We start from the raw sequence: 22,746 nt of genomic DNA, 5'->3' as shown, positions 1-22,746 counted from the left end.
CAGTTCCATCAAGCCCTACCGCTCAGGTCCATCATTCTGCTCTGCCGCTCAGGTCCATCATTCGGCTCTGCCGAAGCGCCTGTTGCGGTTGACATACTCTTCGCAGGCGGCCCACAGGTCGCGGCGATCGTAGTCCGGCCACAGCTTGTCCTGGAACACGTACTCGGCGTACGCCGCCTGCCACAGCAGGAAGTTGCTCGCCCGCTGCTCCCCGGAGGTTCGGATGAACAGGTCGACGTCCGGGATGTCCGCGCGGTGCAGGTGCTTGGCGAAGGTGGCCTCGGTGATGCGAGCCGGGTTGATCTTGCCGTCGACTGCCTGCTGCGCGAGTTCGCGTGCCGCCTCGACGATCTCGGTGCGTCCGCCGTAGTTGACGCAGTAGTTGATGGTGATGACGTCGTTGTCGACGGTCATCTGCTCGGCGATGTCGAACTCCTTGATGACGCTGCGCCACATCCGCGGCCGCGAGCCCACCCAGCGCATCCGCACACCCATGTCGTTGAGGTTCTCCCGACGCCGGCGCACCACCTCGCGGTTGAAGCCCATCAGGAACCGCACCTCCTCGGTGCTGCGCTTCCAGTTCTCGGTGGAGAACGCATACACGGTGAGGTGTTTGATCCCGATCTCGATGGCCCCGCAGGTGATGTCGATGAGCACCGCCTCACCCATCTTGTGCCCCTCGGTGCGTCCGAGGCCGCGCTGGGTGGCCCAGCGGCCGTTGCCGTCCATCACCACGGCGACGTGGTTGGGCACCTGGCCGGCCGGGATCTGCGGGGCGGACTCCTTGGAGGTGTGCTGCGGCGGACGGGCGAACTTGCCGTTGGTGCGCTTGGGCAGCTCCGGGAAGACGACCGGCCAGGTCGATTTGTCCGGGAAGGTCGGGTAGTCGTCAGGCGCCGGGGGCAGCTGCGGGTAGCCCTTCTTCCCCGTCCGCTTGGTTACCATGCGCAACATCCTGCCTGATGCCACTGGCAGCCATCCGCTCTGCCCGGTAGACACGCTCCACCAGGGGCAAAGTCCGCAGCTGGCGTTCCAGGTGCCATTGCAGATGGGCGGCCACCAGCCCGCTGGCCTGACTGCGGTGGGCCGTGGTGGAGATCTGGGCATGCTCCCAGTCGCCCTCGTAGAGCGCGGCCATCAGATCCAGCACCGCCTGTGGCGGGGTCACCGAGCCGGACGGCCGGCAGTGCACACACACGCTGCCGCCCGCCGCGACGTGAAACGCCCGGTGCGGCCCCGGGGCGGCGCACCGCGCGCATTCGATCAGCGACGGCGCCCACCCCGCGACTCCCATCGCGCGCAGCAGATAGGCGTCGAGGACAAGCTCGCGGGGGCGGATGCCGTCGGCCACCGCGCGCAGCGCGGCCACGGTGAGCTTGTGCAGCGCCGGCACCGGGGCACGCTCCTCCCCCGCGATCCGCTCCGCGGTCTCCAGCATCGCGCAGGCACAGGTGTAGCGGCCGTAGTCGCTGACGATGTCCGAGGCGAACGCATCGATGGCCTGGACCTGGGTGACGATGTCCAGATTGCGGCCCGGATGCAGCTGAACATCGATGTGCGCGAACGGTTCCAGCCGTGCGCCGAACTTGCTGCGGGTGCGCCGCACCCCCTTGGCCACCGCCCGCACCAGGCCGTGATCGCGGGTGAGAAGACTCACGATCCGGTCGGCTTCGCCGAGCTTGTGCTGCCGCAGCACCACCGCCCGGTCCCGGTACAGACGCATCGGCCCAGTCTCCCACTGCAAGGGGACGATTTCGGCTCGCAGCGCCGATACTCTCGTACGTGATGGCCGACACCGCTTACTCCCGCATCACCTCCCGACGCCGTTTCCCCACCCTGGGCAACCAGTTGTTCCAGCTCGCCAGTGGCACCGCCACCTCGGTCGACCTGGTGAGCCGCTCGCTGCAGGCCATCGAGGCGAGCCAGCCCACCCTCAACGCGTTCCGGGTGGTGCTGACCGAACAGGCGCTGGCCGACGCCGCCGAGGCCGACCGCAAGCGGGCGGCCGGCGCGGACCTGTCCCGTCACCCCCTTCTCGGCGTCCCGATCGCGGTGAAGGACGACGTCGACGTCGCCGGCGTGCCGACCCGGTTCGGCGCCGACGGCGAGGTCCGGCCCGCCGAGGCCGACGCCGAGGTGGTGCGGCGGCTGCGCGCGGCGGGCGCGGTCATCGTCGGCAAGACCAATACGTGCGAGCTGGGTCAGTGGCCGTTCACCAGCGGGCCGGCGTTCGGACACACCCGCAATCCGTGGTCCCGGGAGCACACTCCGGGCGGGTCGTCGGGCGGCAGCGCCGCGGCGGTTGCGGCCGGACTGGTCGCCGCCGCCATCGGCTCCGACGGCGCGGGCAGCGTCCGTATCCCCGCGGCGTGGACGCACCTGGTCGGCATCAAGCCGCAGCGGGGACGCATCTCGACCTGGCCGCTCACCGAGGCGTTCAACGGCATCACCGTCCACGGCGTGCTCGCCCGCACCGTCTCGGACGCGGCGCTGCTTCTCGACGCGGCATCCGGCAACGCCCCCGGCGAGTTGCACACACCGCCGCCGGTGCGCGTCTCCGACTACGTCTCGCGCGCCCCAGGCCCGCTGCGCATCGCGATGTCGACGAAGTTCCCGTTCACCGTGTTCCGGGCCGGCCTGCACCCCGAGATCCGGGCGGCGCTGCAGAACGTCGCCGACCAGCTCACCCAGCTCGGGCACACGATCGTCGCCGCCGACCCCGACTACCACCTGCGCATGTCGTGGAATTTTCTGTCCCGCTCCACCTCGGGCATCCCGGAGTGGATGGACCGGTTGGGCCGCGGCGTGAACTGGGACAGCCGCACCCGGTCCAACGCCCGGATGGGTTGGCTGCTGTCACAGAACGTGCTGCGCAAGGCGCGCGCCGGCGAGGCAGCCAGCCAGCAGCGGATCGGCTGGATCTTCAACCTGGCCGACGTCGTGCTGGCCCCTACCACCGCCCTGCCGCCACCGAAGGTGCGTGCCTTCGACGACCTCGGCGGGCTGGCCACCGACCGAATGATGATCAAGGCCTGCCCGGTGACCTGGCCGTGGAACCTGCTGGGCTGGCCGTCGATCAACGTGCCCGCCGGGTTCACCTCGGACGGCCTGCCGATCGGCGTGCAGCTGATGGGCCCGGCCAACAGCGAGCCGCTGCTGGTGTCGCTGGCCGCCGCACTGGAGGCCATCAACGGCTGGGCGGTGCATCAGCCCGAGGACTGGTGGACGCCGCAGCCACCGCCGGAACCGGATCTGGGCTCGAATGTGGCCGCTCCTGCCTCGGTGGAGGGCCAGGTCGCGTAATCTCCCGGCTGTGACCGTGAGCAATGTCGTGCGCATCGTGCCCGCCGCGATGCTTGTGGGCGCGGTGGTCGCGGGGACGCCCGCGGCGCAGGCAGACAACCGACGCCTCAACGAGAGCGTCGCCGTCAACGTCTACACGATCCAGCAGAACAGCGGCTGCACCACCGACCTCAAAATCAACCCGCAGCTGCAACTGGCCGCGCAGTGGCACACCAACGACGTGCTGCACAACCGGGCGCTGGGCGGCGACATCGGCTCCGACGGCTCCACCGCGCAGGACCGCGCCAACAAGGCCGGATTCGTCGGCACCGTCGCCGAGACGGTCGCGATCAACCCGGCGCTGGCGATCAGCGGCGTCGAGATCATGAACCAGTGGTACTACCGCCCCGATTACATGGCGATCATGAGCAACTGCGCGAACACGCAGATCGGCGTGTGGTCGGAGAACAGCCTGGACCGCTCCGTGGTGGTGGCGGTCTACGGCCAGCCGGGCTAGCTATTTCGGTGTAGTTGGTCACGCCTGGCGGGACCAACGACACCGAAATCGCCTCTAGACGCCAGTTCCCGCACCCCTGCGCCGCTTGCGCTCCTAGGCTCGTGTCGTGCACCTGTCGTGGCCGTTAATTGGTCGTTCGGCGGAGTTGCGGAGTATCGAGGCCGCGCTCTCGGCGCCGGACGTTTCCGGGATCGTCATCTCCGGAGTAGCGGGGGTCGGCAAGAGTCGGGTTGCTCGCGAAGCCATGTCGACTGCGGAGTCGCGGAACTGCGAAACCCGACTGGCTATCGGGACGCACTCGGGGCGGACAGTTCCGCTGGGTGCATTCGCCGCGTGGGCTCTGCCGGGTGTCGGAGATCCAGTGGAGTTGCTGAGAGGCGTGATCGCGTCTCTGACGGCAACGCCCTCGGCTTCCGAGGTGCTGATCGTCGTCGACGACGTACATCTCCTCGATGAGCTGTCGGCGTTTGTCGTCAACCAGATCGTGCAGCGAGACGCGGCGAAACTGATACTCACCGTGCGGGATGCGGAACCGGTTCCCGCGGCAGTGCAAGAGATTTGGCGGATTGGCCGGTTCGACCGCCTCTCACTGCAACCCTTGACACCAGAAGAAACGTCCACGCTCGTTTCCGCAACGCTGGGCGCAGCGGTGGATCCGTGCGCAACGCAGCGACTGTGGGAGCTCACACGCGGTAATGCGCTGTACCTGCGCCACATCGTTGAACAGGAGATCACCGACGGACGATTCGCGCTCCACAACGACGGCAACTGGCGATGGCTCGGCGACATGATCGTGCCGCCGAGCCTTGTCGAGTTCGTCGAATCCAGTGTCGGTGCTCTTCCCACACCCGTCGGCGACGTCGTCGACGCACTGGCCGTCGGTGAGCCCATCGAGTTGGCTGCACTCGCGCGGATCACTGATCGACGCGCAATCGAGGACGCCGAAACCCGCGGACTCATCACCCTCGAACCGACGGTGGCCGGCATAACCGTACGGCTCGCACACCCCATTTACGGAGAGGTACGGCGTAGGCGTGCACCGGCAAGCAAGCTGCGTCGGCTGCGGGGACTCATCGCCGGAGAACTTGCCGAATCCGACGCCGGCGACGAGATCCACGTGCTCGTGCGCCGTGCCACGTTGAGCCTCGACTCCGACCTGACCCCTGACATCGACGTGTTGACGAAGGCAGCACACGGCGCCGTGTGGCTCGCGGACCTCGGCCTCGCTGATCGACTCGCCGATGCGGCAGTCCGGGCAGGCGGCGGACTGGACGCTGAATTTGTTCGCGCGCACGCACTTTCGTGGCTCGGTCGCGGGGAGGACGCCGACGCCGTGCTCACCCGGATCGATCCGGCCGGACTGGCCGGTGGTGACCGTGCCCGATTGGCGTTCCTGCGCGCCAGCAACATGCTGTGGGCGCTCGGTGATCCCCCGCGCGCAAAAGCACTCATCGATGATGCATCTCGCACCGTGCCGTCCCACGAGCGCAGCTACATCGACGCATTCCTGACGGTGTACTGGTTCGCGATGGATCAGCCCGACGCGGCAATGTCGGCATGCGAGGGGCTCGAGACCGATCGGATGCCTGCAGTCGTCGGTGCGGAGCTGGCATGGGCGCTGGCGACGATCGATGCGGACGCCGGACGAACCGCCGCGGCTGTCAGGACCTCAAAAGCAGGGTATTCCGCCGTCGCCCGCTCTCTTGACGCACCGCACATGAGATTCAACATCGCCGACTCACATGTCAGCGCTTTGTTACTGGCCGGGCGGATAGATGACGCCGCAACCGTCGCCGCGCGCGTGCAGCAGCAGGCCGCCGACCTCCCTGGCGCAGCCCAACTGCTCGGTACCGCCGTGGCAGGACGCGCTTCGCTGGCAGCCGGTGACGTCCGTTCTGCATGCGCGTTTCTGGAGCGTGCAACGATCGGATTGTCTACCAACCATTCTCTTGGATGGGGTTACCGCTATCTGATTCCCCGGATACAGGCGCTCGCCACCAGCGGATACACAGATGCGGCCGCAGCCGCACTCGTATCGCTTGACGATATGCAACGCCCCTTTCGATTGCTGGACTACGAGCAGAGCCTTGCCCGCGCGTGGGTGGTCGCCGGACAGGGTGCGGTCAGCGAAGCGATCGGCATCGTGCGGTCGGCAGCCGAGAAAGCGACGTCGCAAGGGCGATTCGCGGCCGAGGTGCTCTGTCTGCAGACGGCTGTTCAGTTCGGTGATCGCAGAAGCGCGCGCAGGTTACACGACCTCGAATCGCTCGTTGAGGGTCCGCGAGTCCGACTGGCATCGCGGTTCGCCGAGGCCCTGCGCGACGATAAAGCCGCTCAACTAGCCATCCTTTCAGCGGAATTCGAGCATATGGGCGACCTTGTCGCCGCGGTCGACACCGCCGCTCACGCCGCGCTGGCATACCGCCGTCACGAAAAGCGCGGATCCGCCATGGGATGTGCGGCGCGCGCGGCGGCCCTCGCCGAGCGGAGTGGCGCTCGTACCCCGGCACTCCTGAGCGCTCTCCAACCTCTGCCCTTGACCGACCGCGAACGGGAGATCGTGATGCTGATCGGTAAGGGCATGTCGAGCCGAGAGATTGCCGAGCGCCTGACTTTGTCGGTGCGCACGGTGGAAAGTCACGTCTATCGGGCGATGTCGAAAACCGGGACGACCAGCCGGCGCGAACTGGCCGCGCTGTTGCCCACGGCGGAAGATCGATCCGGCGACGCATGACGATCCCGCGAGTTCGTCCGACAATGGCGGCGATACGCCAGACACCACTGACCAGCGGTGAAACGATCAGCGGCGTGGACTCCAGCGGAGACTGCGGCGCCGGACCGACTGCGCCGGAGCTGACCTGCGGCTCCTGCTTCGCGCCCTCCAGTTCGACGAGCAGGTTCTGCAGCGAGTGCGGCGCGCGTCTCACACAAGGATCCCGTCGGGCTGAGTACAAGCAGGTGACATTGCTGTTCGCAGATGTGGTGCGGTCGATGGACCTCGCGGCCAGGCTGGATGTGGAGAGACTTCGCGACATCATGACCGAAGTTGTGGAGCGGTCGGCGGCTGTCCTGCGCCGTTACGGTGGCACCGTGGAGTACCACGGCGACGGCGTGATGGCGATCTTCGGCGCCCCGACTGCGCTGGAGGACCACGCTTTTCGGGCGTGCGTGGCAGCCCTCGCGATCCAGGATGAGATGAAGCAGTTGGCCTCCGAGGTGGAGCTCAGCGACGGCGCGGCGTTGCAGGTACGGGTGGGGCTCAGCTCAGGACGGGTGATCGCGGGTGACATCGGTTCTGGATCATTGGGTTACCGCGCGATCGGCGAGCACGTTGGGATGGCGCAGCGGATGGAATCCGTGGCGCCGCCAGGTGGAGTCATGGTCTCAGAGTCAACCGTGCGACTGGTCGAACACAGGGTTGTCCTGGCCGAACCCGAGCACGTGCGCATCAAAGGGGCCGACGAACCGGTGCACGCGCGCCGGCTGCTGGGTATCGGTCCGCGGGTGGGGTGGGTCGGTCGCGCCGAGGCCGGCCTCGTCGGTCGGCACCGGGAGATGGCGACACTCGACGCCCTTGCGGACCGCACCATCGGCGCCCGCGGTGGCGTGGTCAATGTCGTCGGACCGCCAGGCATCGGCAAAAGTCGGGTGGCCAGGGAGGCGGCCGACGCCGCGGCGGCGCGCGGGCTCGAGGTGATCTGGACCTTCTGCGAATCCCACGCCCGGGAGGTTCCGTTCCAGGCGGTGACGCGATTGCTGCGGGCCGCCACCGGAGTGACGGACCTGCAGAGCGATGCCGCCCGCGCCCTGGTGCGGGAACAACTCCGGGACGCCGACGCCCGGGATGTGCTGCTGCTTGAAGATCTGCTCGGCATCGCCGACCCGGATGTGGCGTTGCCGCAAATCGACCCGGCCGCACGACGGCAACGGTTGACAGCCCTGATCAATACCGCATCGCTGGCGCTCACGGACCCGACGCTTCACATCATCGAGGATGTGCACTGGATCGATGCGATCAGCGAGTCGATGCTGGCCGACTTCCTCACGGTGATCCCACAGACCAAGTTGATGGTCCTGATCACCTCGCGCCCCGAATACACGGGGGATCTAACGCAAGTGGATGGCGCCCAACTGATAGCCCTTGCGCCACTGAATGACTCGGATACTGCGACAATGCTGGGTGAACTACTGGGGTCAGATGCCTCGGTCAGAGACCTGACGACAGCCATCGCCGAGCGGGCTGCCGGGAACCCGTTTTTTGCCGAGGAGATGGTGCGCGAGTTGGCCCAGCGCGGGGTGCTAACCGGCGAGCACGGGGAGTACATATGTCGCACGGACATCGCCGACGTCGCGGTGCCGGCGACGGTCCAGGCGGCAATCGAGGCGCGCATCGACCGGATGAGCACCGCGGCCAAGCGGACATTGAACGCCGCGTCGGTGATCGGAGCCCGTTTCGAGGCCGGGCTGCTCGCCGCGTTGGGCATCGATGCGGTGTTCGATGAGCTGCTGGGCGCGGAACTGATCGACCAAGTTCGGTTCACCCCAAGCGCCGAGTACGCGTTCCACCACCCACTGATCCGCGCCGTCGCCTACGAATCACAGCTGAAATCTGATCGCACCCATTGGCACCGACGCCTGGCCACCGCGATCCAAGAGCGTGCGCCGGAGTCGTTGGAGGAGAACGCGTCGCTGATCGCCGGACACCTCGAGGCCGCTGGTGATCAGCGCCCTGCGTACGACTGGCACATGCGCTCCGGCGCATGGTCGACGAATCGCGATCTTGCTGCCGCCCGAATGAGTTGGGAGCGGGCGCGCCGCATCGCCGACCAACTTCCTCACGAGGACCCCGACCAGCTGTCGATGCGCATCGCCCCGCGCACCATGTTGTGTGCCACCGATCTACAAGCCCGAGAAGTCCAGGAAAGCCGGGCCCGCTTCACGGAGCTGCGGGAGTTGTGCAGCGCGGCCGGGGACAACGTCTCGCTGGCCATCGGCATGACCGCGGTCGCCACCGAGGCACTCTATTCCGGGCGCGTGCGTGAGGCGGCGCAACTGTCATCTCAGCAGGTGGCGCTGCTCGAATCGATCGACGATCCCACCCCGACCATGGGGCTGGCGGCCGTAGCCTTCTGCAGCTGGTTGGGTGTCTGTGGTTTCGGCGAAATCTTGCGGTGGTCGAACACCGTCGTCGACCTCGCGGCCGGTGACCCCGTCAAAGGCGCCGGCTACGGCGTCGGATCACCGCTCGCGGTCGCGCTGGCATGGCGCGGCACCGCGCGGTCGTGTCTCGGCCGTCCCGGATGGCGCGCAGACCTCCACGACGCCGTCGCGATGGCCCAGCGCAGCAACCCGGAAACCCTCTCCGGGGTGATCGCGTGGTCCTACGGCATCGCGATGCAGTACGGGGCGCTCGATGCCGACGACTTCGTGATGCGTGCGAGCCAGGGTGCGCTGCAGACCGCCCAAGGGGCGAGCAACGATCGTGCAATGGGCTTGGCCGCGTACACGTTGGCTGTCGGCCTGCTGAAGCAGGACGACGTATCCGACCGTCGACGCGGGCTCGAACTGATGATGCAGGCCCGCGACATCTGGACGCGCAGGCACATCCTCTTTCTCATCCCGGTAACCGACTTGTGGGCCGCCCGAGAAGCGGCCAGGAACGGCGACCACGACGGCGCCCTACCGGTGATGCGCCACGCGGTCGGTGAGCTGCGGCGGGGATACCCCTTCTATGGCGTTTGGGGTACCGGCGTTCTGGTGGAGACGCTGCTGGAGCGCGCCGCCTGCGGCGATCTGACCGAAGCTCGGGAGGCTATTTCCTGGTTCGCGAACCTGGCGGCGGGAGCCCGTTCGGCGATGCCCGGAATCATGCTGATGCGGCTGCGTGCGCTGCTGTCCGGTGCCGGCGGCGACGAAATCGCCTACATGCACCTGGCGACTCGTTACCGCGATATGGCGGAGTCGCTGGGTTTCGACGGACATATTGCGTGGGCCCGGGCAATGGTCGACGGCCACCGCTAGCTCAACTGGAGCCGTCGCCGCCGCCGGACGATTCGCCGGCTGCGGCACTATCCGCAGACGACGAACCGTCCGGCGCCGGCGCTGCTGACGATCCTGACGACGACCCCTCAGACATCGCCTGGTCGACAGCTGCGACCTCACCGGTCGAGATGGCGGCGCCAGGCGAATGCGGCAGCGCGGGGGGATGCGCCCGACTCGATGCCGGCAACACCTGGTCGGAGGTCGCGTCGTCGGTCGACGCCTCGACCGCATCTTCCGTCCCGGTCACTTCAGTCGTCGAAAGCTCCGCGCCGCTCGATGCCTGTCCGTGTTCGGTCGCGGGCTCCGTCGAACTCAACTCCTCGCTAGCGGACGGGTCGGTCGACGTCACATTGTGAGTCATATCGTCCTGAACGGCTTCTGCCTCGACGACTTCGGCGGATCCGCTCACACCGGTGGCCGGCGCGGGCGTGCTCACCCGCGGCGGCAGATCGATCAGGGCTATGGCGTTGTCAATACCCTCGCCGATTGCCTGACCGAAATCGGTGACCACTTCGGCGATGTCAAGCTTCGGAAAAAGCCGCGCCGGGGTCGGTTCCCACGGCGGGATGCTGCGGTCATAGCCAAGTTCGACGAGTACTCGGAAGAACGGCTCGACGATGTCGATCAGCGGCTCAGGCACGCCCAGCATGCGGAGTGGAGCGAACAACGGCAGGTCCTGCGTCTCGAAGAAGTAGAAGCTGCTGTCGCCGTGGGTGCCCTGATAAGCCGGCGACGTCGTGGGGTCTGGGGGCAGGCTGTCGTCGAACGGTCGCGTATGGAGGTACAGAATTCCGAGAACCGCATTCAGGTCGGCGATCACGTTGAGCGGATACAGCGGGAAATCCGCGAAACCGTCGTATTGCCGGGTGATGTAGACGGTGTCGAACTGGGTTGCGGTCGACCCAGGGCCGTCGAACGTCCAGTCGAGAATCGGGATGTGGAGACCCGGGAACCGGGCGGAGAGACCGCCGTTGGGCACATGGGCCGATCCCTGCAGCACGAAGTCGATATCGGGTGCCGCGGCGCCCTCCGGGTGCTTTGCGGCCAGCCGGTTCTTCACCACGTTGGCGACCGCCGCACCCTGTGAAAGGCCGTAGATCACCGTGCGGTCATCGGGGTGTGCGGCCATCGCCGCCTCCAGGTCGGCGGCGCCGGCCTCTATCGACTGATCGGCGGTGAGGTCGAAGAGCCCTGAGAGCTTCCACCAAGGCTCATCCGGCCATGCGGGGCCGCCCGGTCCGAAGATGCCGGGATCCCCGAGCAACAACCCGAGGAGACGAAAGATCCCGGTGAGGGGCCAATTCTCATTCGGCGTTGTCACCGCGATCGGCGTGAAGCTCTGATCCGGGTGGGTCGGGGTGACGAACTTGTCCATGACCGCCTCGACGCCGGCATCGTGAAAGGTGGGACAGGTGGTCCCGCACAACAGCAGGGCCGTCGAGTCGGCGGACAGTTTCATCGCAGGCGAGCCTGGCGAAACAGCCATGGGGACAGCGATGGTCATCGCCGCCAGGATGGAAGCGCCGATCGGCAGCCGCACTGGGGCCAGGCTGCGCCGGAACCTTCGCGATGCCGGCGCGACCGCGCCGCGTCCGTGTTTAGCACCAAGCATGGTCCGTCCCTCCATATTGATCCTGGCGGAACCACGAGCCCCGCGTCCGGGCCCAAGTACCCCGAAGCGAATCTTGCCCATGACCGGTGTGACGGAGCTCAGTAGTGCGCTACTGCACTCTCGCCGACCGGCGGCCTCGGACTACGGAATCGCAGTCTGCGCAATTCGACTGCCTTGCTCCGACACAGAGGGCGTGTATGCCAACGCGAGGACTAGAAGCCCAGTCGCCCAAGCTGTTTGGGATCACGCTGCCAGTTCTTGGCGATCTTGACGCGCAGATCCAGGTACACCTTGGTGCCGAGCAGCTTCTCGATCTGGGTGCGCGCGGCGGTGCCGACCTCACGCAGACGCGCGCCGCCTTTGCCGATCACGATGCCCTTCTGGGAGTCGCGTTCGACGTAGAGGATCGCGTGCACGTCGATCAGCGGATCGTCGTCTGGACGGCCCGGGCGCTCTTCGACCTCGTCGATCACCACGGCCAGCGAGTGCGGCAGTTCGTCGCGCACCCCCTCCAACGCAGCCTCGCGGATCAGCTCGGCCATCAGCACTTCTTCGGGCTCGTCGGTGAGTTCGCCGTCGGGATAGAACGCCGGCCCGGGCGGCAGCTTCGACACCAGCACGTCGATGAGCACGTCGAGCTGGGTGCCCGACGTCGCAGACACCGGCACGATGTCGGCGTCGGGACCGAAAAGCTCACTGACCGCGAGGAGTTGCTCGCCGACGCGGTCTTTGGACACCTTGTCGATCTTGGTGACGATCGCGATCAGCGTGGTCCGCGGGGCGACCGCACGGATCTGCTCGTAGATCCACCTGTCGCCGGGGCCGATCTTCTCGTCGGCGGGGATGCACATACCGATGACGTCGACCTCGGAGTAGGTGTCCTTCACCAGTTCGTTGAGCCGCTGGCCGAGCAGGGTGCGGGGCCGGTGCAGCCCAGGGGTGTCCACGAGCACGATCTGGAACTCGTCGCGGTGCACGATGCCGCGGATCGTGTGCCGGGTGGTCTGCGGCCGGTTCGACGTGATCGCGACCTTGGTGCCCACCAGTGCGTTGGTCAGGGTGGACTTGCCGGTGTTCGGCCTGCCGACGAAACAGACGAAACCGGAACGGAATTCGGCCTCGTCGGTCACAGCGGGTGGCCCGAGCGGTCGGTCACGATGACTGCGGCGTCGGGCGAGAGTTCACGCACCGCCGCGATCCCGGGGTCGTCGGCGGAGCCGCCGACGAGAACCGCGGCCTCCAACAAGGTGGCACCGCTGGACACCGCCGCCGCGATCGCCGCTTGCAACGCGGTCAGGGTGAGCGCGTCGAGAGTGACGGGTGCGCCGGCGTAGGTGCGGCCGTCAGCGTCGCGGACCGCGGCCCCGTCCCCGGCCTCGGCCCGGCTCATCGCGCCTCGTGCCAGTACCACCAGCTTGGCGTCCTCGGGATCGAGCGTGCTCATTCGTGTCCTTCCGCAGTGTCGGGCGCCGGCTCGACGGGGCTGACCAGCACGGTGCCGATCCGCACGCGGCCGCGCGGGTCCGGTCCCCCCTCGGCCCGCAACCGCAGTCCGTCCCAGGTCACCTCGGCCCCGGGCAGCGGGACGCGCCCCAGCTCCAGGGCGACCAGCCCACCGACGGTGTCGACGTCGAGGTCCTCCTCGAAATCAATGCCGTAGAGCTCGCCGAGATCTTCGATCGACAGCCGTGCCGACACCCGGTACTGCTGATCGCCCAGGTCCTCGACGGGGGCCACCTCGTCGGTGTCGTACTCGTCGGCGATCTCGCCGACGATCTCCTCCAGCACGTCTTCGATCGTGACGAGCCCGGCGATCGCGCCGTATTCGTCGACCAGCAGCACCATGTGAACCCGGTCGCGCTGCATGTCACGCAGCAGCGCGTCCAGCGGCTTGGAGTCGGGCACGAACGTGGGCTTGCGCATCACGTCGGACACCGAGGTGTCACGGCCCTGGTTGCTCGAGTAGTAGGTGCGCTGGACGAGGTCCTTGAGGTACACCACCCCGACGATGTCGTCGACGTTCTCCCCGACCACCGGGATCCGGGAGTGCCCGCTGCGCACCGCCAGGGAGGTGGCCTGCCCGGCGGTCTTGTCGTACTCGATCCACACCATCTCGGTGCGCGGGACCATGACCTCGCGGGCGGGTGTGTCCCCGAGTTCGAACACCGACTGGATCATCCGTCGTTCGTCATCGGCCACCACGCCGCGCTGCTGGGCGAGATCAACGACCTCCCGCAGCTCGATCTCAGACGCGAACGGCCCGTTGCGGAATCCGCGACCGGGTGTCAGCGCATTACCGATCAACACCAGCAGCCGGCTGACCGGCAGCAGGAGCACCGAAATGGCTTGCAGTGGAAGCGCTGTCACCAGCGCGATGGTGTAGGCGTTCTGCCTGCCCAGCGTGCGCGGCCCGACACCGATGGCGACGAAGCTGACCACCGCCATGACCGCCGCGGCAGCGACCAGCCCCCAGGTCACGCCCAGGGTTCCGTCGAGGAACGCGGCCAGCAGCACCGTCGCGCTCACCTCGCATGTGATACGAAGCAGCACAATGAGGTTGATGTAGCGGGGCCGCTCCACCATGACCCGGGCCAGGCGCACCGCTCCCGGCCGTTCCTCGCGGACCAGTTCCTCGACGCGGGCCATCGACACCGTGCTCAGCGCCGCGTCGATGGCGGCGAACACCCCGCCGAAAAAGATCAGCACGATGGCGCTGATCAGTTGACCGACCGGACTCACGGAGTGTCGCCGTGGTTCAGTTCATCGAAATATCGCGACTTGTCCAGCAGCCGTTGATCCTTCTGGCTCTGCCGGTCCTGGTGGTACGCCTGGACCTGGTCGGCGACCCACTCTTCGAGCAGCTCGCGCTGCAACGCGAACATCTCTTTTTCCTCGTCGGGTTCGGCATGATCGTAACCGAGCAGGTGCAGCACGCCGTGCACCGTGAGCAACGCCAGCTCCTGCCCCAGCGTGTGTCCGGCGTCGGCAGCCTGCTTGGCCGCGAACTCCGGGCACAGCACGATGTCGCCCAGCATCGACGGCCCCGGCTCGGGAGCGTCGGGGCGCCCGCCGGGCTCCAGCTCGTCCATCGGAAAGCTCATCACGTCGGTCGGGCCCGGCAGGTCCATCCAGCGCATGTGCAGATCGGCCATCGCCGCTGTGTCGAGCAGCAGCATGGACAGCTCGGCGGCGGGGTTGACGTCCATCTTGCCGATGACGAACCGGGCGACGCTGATCAGTTCCTCTTCGGATACGTCGATACCCGACTCGTTGGACACCTCGATAGTCATGGAAATCGTTACCGCCGTGGACGTCCCGAACCGGACGAGCGGCGCTGCGCCCGGTTCATCAAGGTGGGTTCTTCGGCTTTCGCGTAGGCGTCCACGATTTCGGACACCAGTCGGTGGCGCACGACGTCGGCGCTGGTGAGTTCGGCGAAGTGGATGTCGTCGATACCGTCGAGGATCCGCATCGCGGCCCGCAGCCCGGACGCCGCTCCCCCGGGCAGGTCGACCTGGGTGATATCGCCTGTCACAACAATTTTCGAGCCGAAGCCGAGACGGGTCAGGAACATCTTCATCTGCTCTGCGGTGGTGTTCTGCGCCTCGTCGAGGATGATGAACGCATCGTTCAACGTCCTGCCCCGCATAAATGCCAGCGGCGCAACCTCGATCACCCCGGCGGTCATCAACTTCGGGATCAGCTCGGGGTCCATCATGTCGTGCAGTGCGTCGTAGAGTGGGCGCAGGTACGGATCGATCTTCTCGTACAGCGTGCCGGGCAGGAAGCCAAGGCGCTCACCGGCTTCCACCGCGGGGCGGGTCAGGATGATGCGGCTGACCTGCTTGGCCTGCAGCGCGCTTACCGCCTTGGCCATCGCCAGGTAGGTCTTGCCGGTGCCGGCCGGGCCGATGCCGAACACGATGGTCTTGGCGTCGATCGCGTCGACGTAACGCTTCTGGTTCAGTGTCTTGGGCCGGATCGTCTTGCCGCGCCGCGACAGGATGTCCAGGGTCAGGACCTCGGCGGGTGACTCGTCGTCGGCACCGGTCAGCATCGCGACGCTGTGCCGCACCGCGTCCGGGGTCAGCCGTTGACCGCTGCCCACCACCTCGATCAGCTCGGAGATGGCCCGATCGGCCAGCGCGACGTCGGCATGTTCACCGGAGACAGTGATCTCGTTGCCGCGGGCGTGGATGTCGGCGGCGAGCAGTTGTTCGAGTTCGCGCAGATTCTCGTCGGAGGATCCCAGGAGGCCCATGACGTATTCGGGCGGAACTGTGATCGTGCTGCGGACCAGCGGTTCAGAGGATGCTGCCGATGCGTCCGAGCCTGCGTTCTCACGGGGCGCCACGTGTGGTTTTCTGCCTGCTTCCTGGGTCGTGTACCGGAAACCCCAGTTTAGCCCGGCCCACCGCGACGACCCAATGCTTATGTGCGGGGCGGCAGCCGCAGTGGCCGCGACCGCACCACCAGCGGCCACCAGAACCAGCGGCCCAGCAGGGTCGCGATGGCCGGCATCATGAACGCGCGCACGATGAACGTGTCGAACAGCAGCCCGAGCCCGATCGTCGTCCCGACCTGCGCCATCACCCGCAGGTCGCTGACCACCATCGAGGCCATCGTCAGCGCGAAGACCACGCCCGCGACGGTCACCACGCTGCCGGTGCCGCCGATCGCCCGGATGATGCCGGTCTTGATGCCGGCCGGGATCTCCTCCTTGAACCGGGACACCAGCAGCAGGTTGTAGTCCGAACCGACCGCGATCAGCGCGATGATCGACAGCGCCAGCACCATCCAATGCAGTTCGATACCGACGATGTGCTGCCAGATCAGGATGGATATCCCGAACGACGCGCCCAGCGACAGCGTCACGGTCCCGACGATCACCAGCGCGGCGACCAGGCTGCGAGTCAGCACCAGCATGATCATCAGCACCAGACACAGCGCCGAGATCACCGCGATCAGCAGGTCATAGCGTGATCCGTCGGACATGTCCTTGAACGTCGCGGCGGTGCCGCCGAGCTGGATCTCGGCATTCTCCAGCGGGGTGCCCTTGAGCGCCTCGATCGCCGCGATCTTGATCGGCTCGACGCGCTGCAGCGCCTCTTCGGTGGTCGGATTGCCCCGGTGGGCGATCAGCATCCGCACGGTCTTGCCGTCGGGCGAGAAGAAGCTCTCCATCGCCCGCTTGAAGTCCTCGTTCTCGAACACCTCGGGCGGCAGATAGAACGAGTCGTCGTTCTTCGCGGCGTCGAACGCCTTGCCCATCTCGGTGGAATCGCGGGTCAACTCGTCCATCTGGTCGTAGAAGCCGCCCATGGTGGCGTAGGTCGTCAGCATCATCTGACGCATGCTCTCCATGGTCTCGATCATGGGCGGGAACGTCGCCAGCATCTGCGGCAGCAGCGCCTTCATCTCGTCCATGTTCGCGACGGCCTTGTCGAAGGTGTCGGTCATGACGCTGATTCCGTCCATCGAGTCGAACAGCGACCGAAAGGACCAGCACAGCGGAATGTTGTAGCAGTGCGGTTCCCAGTAGAAGTAGTTTCGGATCGGCCGGAACTGGTCGTCGAAGGTCGCCACCATGTCCCGGATCTGGTGCACGGTGTCGCGCATCTCGGTCATGTCGTCGATCATCACGGTGGTGATGTTCGAGAACTTCGTCATCAGCCCGTACATCGTCTTCATCGTCGCGATCGTCTCGCCGATGTCGTCGGCCTGAACCCGCATGTCGGCGATGCGGTCCTTCATCAGCTTCATGTTCTGCTGCTGACCGACGCCCTGCATGCTGATCAGGAACGGGATCGACGTGTGCGCGATGGGCGCGCCGTCGGGCCGGCTCGGCGCCTGCACGCGTGCCACCCCTTCGACGTTGAAAACGCGCTTGGCGAGCCGGTCGAGGATCAGGAAGTCCGACGAGTTGCGCAGGTCGCGGTCGGCCTCGACGATGAGCACCTCCGGGCTCATCCGCGACAGCGAGAAGTATTTGGTGGCCGCCTGCAGGCCCGCGTTGGCCGGGATGGACTCCGGGATGTAGCGGGTGTCGTCGTAGCTGGTCTTATAGCCGGGCAGCGCGGCCAGCCCGATCAATGCCAGCGCCAACGATGCCACCAGGATGGGCCCGGGCCAGCGCACCACGGTCGCACCGACCCGCCGCCACGCCCGGATCCGCATCGCGCGTTTGGGTTCGAGCAGGCCGAAACGGCTGCCCACGGTGACGATCGCCGGCCCCAGCGTGAGCGCGACGGCCACCCCGGCGAGGATGCCGACCGCACACGGCACCCCCATGCTCTGGAAGTACGGCATCCGGGCGAACGACAGGCAGTACATGGCCCCGGCGATGGTCAGGCCGGAACCGAGCACCACGTGCGCGGTGCCACCGAACATCTCGTAGTAGGCGGCTTCGGGGTCGGCGCCCGACGCACGGGCTTCCTGATAGCGGCCGACCAGGAAGATCGCGTAGTCGGTGCCGGCGGCGACGGCAAGTGAGATCAGCAGGTTCACCGCGAACGTGGACAGCCCGATGACCTGGAAGTGCCCCAGCGCCGCCACCACACCGCGCGCCACCGACATCTGGACGCCGACCATGATCAGCAGCAGCACCACGGTGGTGATCGAGCGGTAGAAGAACAGCAGAAGCACGATGATCACCACGAACGTGACCAGCAGGATCAACGCCATGCTGCTCTCACCGGCGATGTTGACGTCGGCGGTCAGCGCAGCCGGCCCGGTCACGTGCACCTGAACCCCCGGCGGCGGGGGCGAGTCGGCGACGATGTCGCGCACGGCCGCGACCGACTCGTTGGACTTCGTCTCGCCCATGTTCCCGGCCAGGTTCAGTGCGACGTAGGCGGCGTGACCGTCGGTACTCTGCGCGGCGGCCTCGGTCAGCGGGTCGCCCCACATGTCCTGGATGTTGCGGACGTGATCCGGTGCGGCCTCGAGCTTCTCGATGAGCTGGTCGTAATACGCGTGCGCGTCGTCGCCGAGCGGCTGCTCGCCTTCGAGCACCACCATCGCGATGGAGTCGGAGTCCGATTCACCGAACAGCCGGCCCATGTCGGACATCGCCTGCATCGCAGGCGCGTCGCTCGGGCTCATCGACACCGCGTTCTGGGCGGCCACCACCTCCAACTGGGGCACCAGCAGGTTCAGCGCCGCGACCAGCAGCACCCACCCGAGGATGATCGGGATCGCCAGGCGCCGGATCCAGCGCGCGACGGGAGTGGGGTCCCGCAGGTCCCTGTCGGCGTGCGCTCTCATGCGGACTTGGTGAAGCAGTAGACGTAGGCGCTGACGTTGTGGGCGGTGCGTTCGTCCTTGACGACGCCGTCGGCGGAGATCCGGCATCCGATGAAGTCGCTGTCACCTTGCGCCACAACGTTTCCGACCATGGCGGGCGAGTTCGTCTCGACCTCGATCGACCAGGGCAGGGTGGCGCCGACGATCTGGTTGGGGTCGCCCTCGTCGTCGATGTAGTTGATGTCCGCGGTGGCCCCTGGATCACCGAAGATCTCGTAGCGCACGATCTTGGGGTCGGACTTGTTGGAATCCTCGGACATGCTTCCCGCATAGGTCGGCAGTTGGTGGGAGCCGAAGATGTTGCGGATCCGCCACACCGCAAGGCCGCCGACGACGAGCACGAGCACCAAGACGAGCGGTATCCACGCTCGGGTCACACGGGTGAGAATCGGGAGTCCTTCTAACTCGGCGCAGCCCTCGGGCTTCCTGCACTTCTGAAAGGGAAGGCTAACCTATCTACTCCCTCGCGGGGCTGCTACCCCCGGGTTATGACCAGCGGGAGGTCAGCACGCCCAGTGCGCCAAGTGCCACCGCCGCGGCCGTCGACGTGCGCAGCACGGAGGGGCCGAGCCGGACCGCCACGGCGCCGGCGTCGATGAGTGCCGCCAGTTCGTCGTCGGCGACGCCTCCCTCCGGGCCGACGATCAGGGTCAACGGATCGTTCTGCCCCACTGCCGCGTCGGCCAGGGGCCGGGTCACGGACTCGTGCAGCACCAGCACCGTGCCGGGCTCCGCGCACCGCGTCGACTCGACCAGGTCGCGGGTGGACACGACACCGTCGACATCGGGGATGAAGGGACGCCGCGACTGACGGGCAGCCGAGCGCGCCACCGCACGCCACCGCCGCAACCCCTTGTCCACCTTGGCCGCACCGTCCCAGCGAGCCACACAGCGCGACGCCTGCCAGGCGACGAACGCGTCCGCGCCCGCCTCGGTGGCCAGCTCGACCGCCAGTTCCGAGCGCTCCGATTTGGGCAGGGCCTGCACGACGGTGACGGTCGGTCGTGGCGGCGCGACGAGGTGGCGGTCCTGCACGCGGGCCGTCAGCCGGCCTTTGGCGACGTCCTCGACGACACAGTGCGCGACGGTTCCGGCGCCGTCGGCGAGGTCGAGCTCCTCGCCCGGGCGGGTCCGGCACACGGTGGCCGCGTGGTGTCCCTCCTCACCGTCGACGACGGCGAGATCGCCTGGGGCGGGGACGACGTCGACGTAGAAGAGACTGCGCATCGGGACGGTAGAGCCGCGCTAGCGACCGGTGAACGTCTCGCGCAGCCGGGAGAAGAGGCCGCCGCCGTGCGACGACCCGTTGCCGCCCTGGGCGGACCGCACTTCGGCGGTGTCCTTGGAGCGTTCCTTGAACGTCCTCAGCAACTCGATGTCTTCATGGTCCAGCCGGGACGGCACCACGACGTCGATGTGGGCGTGCAGATCGCCGCGCACGCCCGAACGCAGATGCGGCATCCCGTGCCCGCGCAGGGTGGTCACGGCGCCGGGTTGGGTGCCGGCGGCGATGGTGATCTCGGTCGGTCCGTCGAGGATCGCGTCGACGGTGACCGTCGTGCCCAGCGCGGCGTCGACCATCGGCACCGACACCGTGCAGTGCAGGTCGTCGCCGTCACGGACGAACACCGGGTGCGGCTTCTCGTGCACCTCGACATAGAGGTCGCCCGCCGGTCCGCCGCCCGGCCCGACCTCGCCCTGCGCGGCCAGCCGCACACGCATGCCGTCGCCGACGCCTGCGGGGATCTTGACGCTGATCTCGCGGCGGGCCCGCACACGGCCGTCACCGGAGCACCGGTTGCACGGGTTCGGGATCACCTCGCCGACCCCACCGCACACCGGGCACGGCCGTGACGTCATGACCTGACCCAGCAGCGATCGCTGCACCGTCTGGATCTCTCCGCGCCCGCCGCACGTGTCACAGGTGACCGGTGTCGAGTCGCCGTGGGTGCCCTTGCCGTGGCACAGGTCGCACAGCACCGCGGTATCGACGGTGACCTGTTTCGTCACGCCGGTGGCGCACTCCTCCAGGTCGAGTCGCATCCGCAGCAGCGAATCGGAGCCCGGCCGGACCCGGCCGACGGGGCCGCGGGAGGTGGCGCCGCCACCGAAGAACGCCTCGAAGACGTCGCCCAGGCCGCCGAAGCCGGCGAAGCCGCCGCCACCGCCCGCTGCCGCGGATTCCATCGGGTCGCCGCCGAGGTCGACGATGCGCCGCTTCTCGGGATCATTGAGCACCTCGTAGGCGACGCTGATCTCCTGGAAGCGCGCCTGCGCGCCCTCATCGGGATTGACGTCGGGATGAAGCTCTCGGGCAAGCTTGCGGTACGCGCGCTTGATCTCCGAATCACTCGCGCCCTTGCTCACTCCGAGCAGCCCGTAATAGTCGCGTGCCACGCTCAACCTTTCCCACCCGACCGATCCGCCTGAACCCCGAGGGGTCGGCGGTCAGCGGTTACCTAAGACCTCGCCAATATAGAGAGCAACTGCGGCGACGTTCGCGATGGTTCCCGGATAGTCCATCCGTGTGGGACCCAACACACCCATGCCGCCGAACACCTTGCCTGCACTGCCGTACGCCGTGCTGATCACCGAGGTGCCCGCCATCTCCTCGGCCTCGGTTTCGTGACCGATCCGCACGGTCACCTTGCCCGCCTCCTGCTGCTTGGCCAGCAGGCGCAGCACCACGACCTGTTCCTCGAGTGCCTCGAGCACAGAGCGCAGCGAGCCGCCGAAGTCGGCGGTATTGCGTGTCAGGTTCGCGGTCCCACCGAGCAGCAGCCGCTCCTCGGTGTGCTCCACCAGCGTCTCCACCAGGACGGTCGCCGACCGGCCGACCGCGTCGGCGAGCCCGCCCTGACCGTTGAGGTGTACCGCCAGGTCCGACACCGCGACCGACGCGGCCGCCAACGGCTTGCCCTCCAGCGCGCTGCCGAGCATGTCACGCAACTGCGCGAGCTGACCGTCGTCGATGCCGTCGCCGAGTTCGACGATCCGCTGGTCCACGCGCCCGGTATCGGTGATCACGACCAGCAGCAGCCGCGCCGGCGTCAGGGCCACCACTTCGAGGCGGCGGACCGTCGAGGTCGTCAGGGTCGGGTACTGGACCACCGCGACCTGGCGGGTGAGCTGGGCGAGCAGACGCACCGCGCGGCGCAACACGTCGTCGAGGTCGACGCCGGACTCCAGGAACTGCAGGATCGCGCGTCGCTCGGCCCCGGACATCGGTTTGACGTCTTGGAGTCGGTCGACGAACTCGCGGTAGCCCTTCTCCGTCGGCACCCGCCCTGAGCTGGTGTGCGGTTGTGTGATGTAGCCCTCGGCCTCCAGTACCGCCATGTCGTTGCGCACCGTCGCGCTGGAGACGCCGAGGTTGTGACGTTCCACGATGGCTTTGGAGCCGATGGGCTCCTTCGTGGCGACGAAGTCGGCGACGATCGCGCGGAGCACCTCGAATCGACGGTCGTCTGCGCTGCCCATTGTTCACCCACCTGAAGAAGACACGTCCTGGTCGCGTTCATTTTACGGTGACCGCGGGGTATGTCACCGACCCAGCGGACCGAGACGCGGCACGGTCGGCGCGGGCAGGTTAACCTGACGGACTAGACCAGACTATTGCGGTGGGCAACGGGCAGCGAAGGCGCGTCGATGATCTTCAAAGGGGTTCGCGATGGCAGGCCCTACCCTGACCACGGACTGTCGCACCGGCAGTGGGCTCAGATCCCGCCTCGGCAGATCCGGCTTGACGAACTCGTCATGACCACCACCGTGCTGGCACTGGACCGGCTGCTGTCCGAGGACTCGACCTTCTACGGCGACCTGTTCCCGCACGCGGTCAAATGGCGGGGCAACGTGTATCTGGAGGACGGCCTGCACCGCGCGGTGCGGGCGGCGTTGCGCAACCGCACGGTGCTGCACGCGCGGGTGTTCGACATGGACATGGCGGTCCCCCAACCCAGCTGAGCACGTGCTGCTGCCTCACAGCGCG

At 67.3% G+C, this 22,746-nt stretch carries 18 protein-coding genes; 5 read left to right on the top strand and 13 right to left on the bottom strand.

All coding sequences use genetic code 11. The annotated features are described in order from the left end of the window. Positions 1–57 precede the first annotated feature (57 nt). A complete protein-coding gene (locus tag BN976_RS16715; RefSeq protein WP_036372353.1) occupies positions 58–945 on the bottom strand; it encodes a decaprenyl diphosphate synthase in 888 nt (295 codons plus the stop codon). Continuing rightward, on the bottom strand, positions 890–1,723 hold the full coding sequence (gene recO, locus BN976_RS16710) for a DNA repair protein RecO (RefSeq protein WP_036372092.1): 834 nt from the start codon (positions 1,721–1,723) through the stop codon (positions 890–892). Before recO ends, BN976_RS16715 begins: the two co-directional genes overlap by 56 nt. Before the next feature lie 62 nt (positions 1,724–1,785). Between recO and BN976_RS16705 the strand changes: the two genes are divergently transcribed. The 4 genes from BN976_RS16705 (at position 1,786) to BN976_RS16690 (ending at position 9,820) form a co-directional block, all read left to right on the top strand. Beyond that, a complete protein-coding gene (locus tag BN976_RS16705) occupies positions 1,786–3,303 on the top strand; it encodes an amidase (protein WP_036372089.1) in 1,518 nt (505 codons plus the stop codon). A 49-nt stretch (positions 3,304–3,352) separates the two neighbouring features. Then, on the top strand, positions 3,353–3,799 hold the full coding sequence (locus BN976_RS16700) for a CAP domain-containing protein (protein WP_049778244.1): 447 nt from the start codon (positions 3,353–3,355) through the stop codon (positions 3,797–3,799). 106 nt (positions 3,800–3,905) lie between these two features. Further along, positions 3,906–6,533 (top strand): helix-turn-helix transcriptional regulator, encoded by a 2,628-nt coding sequence (locus BN976_RS16695; RefSeq protein WP_036372087.1) that lies wholly within the window; start codon positions 3,906–3,908, stop codon positions 6,531–6,533. Positions 6,534–6,757: 224 nt separating this feature from the next. Continuing rightward, positions 6,758–9,820, top strand: a complete 3,063-nt coding sequence (locus BN976_RS16690) for an ATP-binding protein (RefSeq protein ID WP_409366017.1) — start codon at positions 6,758–6,760, stop codon at positions 9,818–9,820. Position 9,821: 1 nt separating this feature from the next. On the opposite strand, the gene BN976_RS32110 is transcribed toward BN976_RS16690, so the two are convergent. From BN976_RS32110 to hrcA, 11 genes are all read right to left on the bottom strand, one after another. Then, positions 9,822–11,381, bottom strand: coding sequence for a PE-PPE domain-containing protein (locus BN976_RS32110; RefSeq protein WP_051558448.1), 1,560 nt, complete (start codon positions 11,379–11,381; stop codon positions 9,822–9,824). A gap of 284 nt (positions 11,382–11,665) precedes the next feature. Then, positions 11,666–12,583: a GTPase Era gene (gene era, locus BN976_RS16680; RefSeq protein ID WP_011780996.1), complete on the bottom strand. Its 918-nt coding sequence runs from the start codon at positions 12,581–12,583 to the stop codon at positions 11,666–11,668. Continuing rightward, the gene (locus BN976_RS16675; protein ID WP_036372083.1) at positions 12,580–12,897 is read right to left on the bottom strand and encodes a cytidine deaminase-like protein; all 318 of its coding nucleotides are present in this window, start codon (positions 12,895–12,897) and stop codon (positions 12,580–12,582) included. Before BN976_RS16675 ends, era begins: the two co-directional genes overlap by 4 nt. Then, positions 12,894–14,192, bottom strand: coding sequence for a hemolysin family protein (locus tag BN976_RS16670; RefSeq protein WP_011780998.1), 1,299 nt, complete (start codon positions 14,190–14,192; stop codon positions 12,894–12,896). Before BN976_RS16670 ends, BN976_RS16675 begins: the two co-directional genes overlap by 4 nt. Then, the gene (ybeY, locus tag BN976_RS16665) at positions 14,189–14,743 is read right to left on the bottom strand and encodes an rRNA maturation RNase YbeY (protein ID WP_011780999.1); all 555 of its coding nucleotides are present in this window, start codon (positions 14,741–14,743) and stop codon (positions 14,189–14,191) included. Before ybeY ends, BN976_RS16670 begins: the two co-directional genes overlap by 4 nt. Before the next feature lie 8 nt (positions 14,744–14,751). Further along, positions 14,752–15,807 carry a PhoH family protein gene (locus tag BN976_RS16660; protein WP_036372079.1) on the bottom strand — a complete coding sequence of 352 codons (1,056 nt, stop codon included), beginning with the start codon at positions 15,805–15,807 and terminating at the stop codon, positions 14,752–14,754. Positions 15,808–15,884: 77 nt separating this feature from the next. After that, on the bottom strand, positions 15,885–18,719 hold the full coding sequence (locus BN976_RS16655; RefSeq protein ID WP_036372076.1) for an MMPL/RND family transporter: 2,835 nt from the start codon (positions 18,717–18,719) through the stop codon (positions 15,885–15,887). Beyond that, entirely contained in the window at positions 18,716–19,135 is a 420-nt protein-coding gene (locus tag BN976_RS16650) for an MmpS family transport accessory protein (protein WP_011781002.1), read from the bottom strand. The genes BN976_RS16655 and BN976_RS16650 overlap by 4 nt, the downstream gene beginning before the upstream one ends. A 109-nt stretch (positions 19,136–19,244) precedes the next feature. Further along, positions 19,245–19,985 carry a 16S rRNA (uracil(1498)-N(3))-methyltransferase gene (locus tag BN976_RS16645; protein ID WP_036372074.1) on the bottom strand — a complete coding sequence of 247 codons (741 nt, stop codon included), beginning with the start codon at positions 19,983–19,985 and terminating at the stop codon, positions 19,245–19,247. An 18-nt stretch (positions 19,986–20,003) separates the two neighbouring features. Continuing rightward, the gene (dnaJ, locus tag BN976_RS16640) at positions 20,004–21,155 is read right to left on the bottom strand and encodes a molecular chaperone DnaJ (protein ID WP_011781004.1); all 1,152 of its coding nucleotides are present in this window, start codon (positions 21,153–21,155) and stop codon (positions 20,004–20,006) included. Between the two features lie 51 nt (positions 21,156–21,206). After that, the gene (gene hrcA, locus BN976_RS16635) at positions 21,207–22,238 is read right to left on the bottom strand and encodes a heat-inducible transcriptional repressor HrcA (RefSeq protein ID WP_011781005.1); all 1,032 of its coding nucleotides are present in this window, start codon (positions 22,236–22,238) and stop codon (positions 21,207–21,209) included. A 168-nt stretch (positions 22,239–22,406) separates the two neighbouring features. On the opposite strand from hrcA, the gene BN976_RS16630 reads away from it, so the two are divergent. Next, positions 22,407–22,721, top strand: coding sequence for a type II toxin-antitoxin system VapB family antitoxin (locus tag BN976_RS16630; RefSeq protein WP_011781006.1), 315 nt, complete (start codon positions 22,407–22,409; stop codon positions 22,719–22,721). The last annotated feature ends 25 nt before the right edge of the window (positions 22,722–22,746 follow it).

The sequence above is a fragment of the Mycolicibacterium austroafricanum genome (assembly GCF_000612725.1).
Taxonomy (GTDB): domain Bacteria; phylum Actinomycetota; class Actinomycetes; order Mycobacteriales; family Mycobacteriaceae; genus Mycobacterium; species Mycobacterium austroafricanum.
Note: the sequence above shows the minus strand (reverse complement) of the source record. Positions and strands in the feature narration are given on the sequence as shown.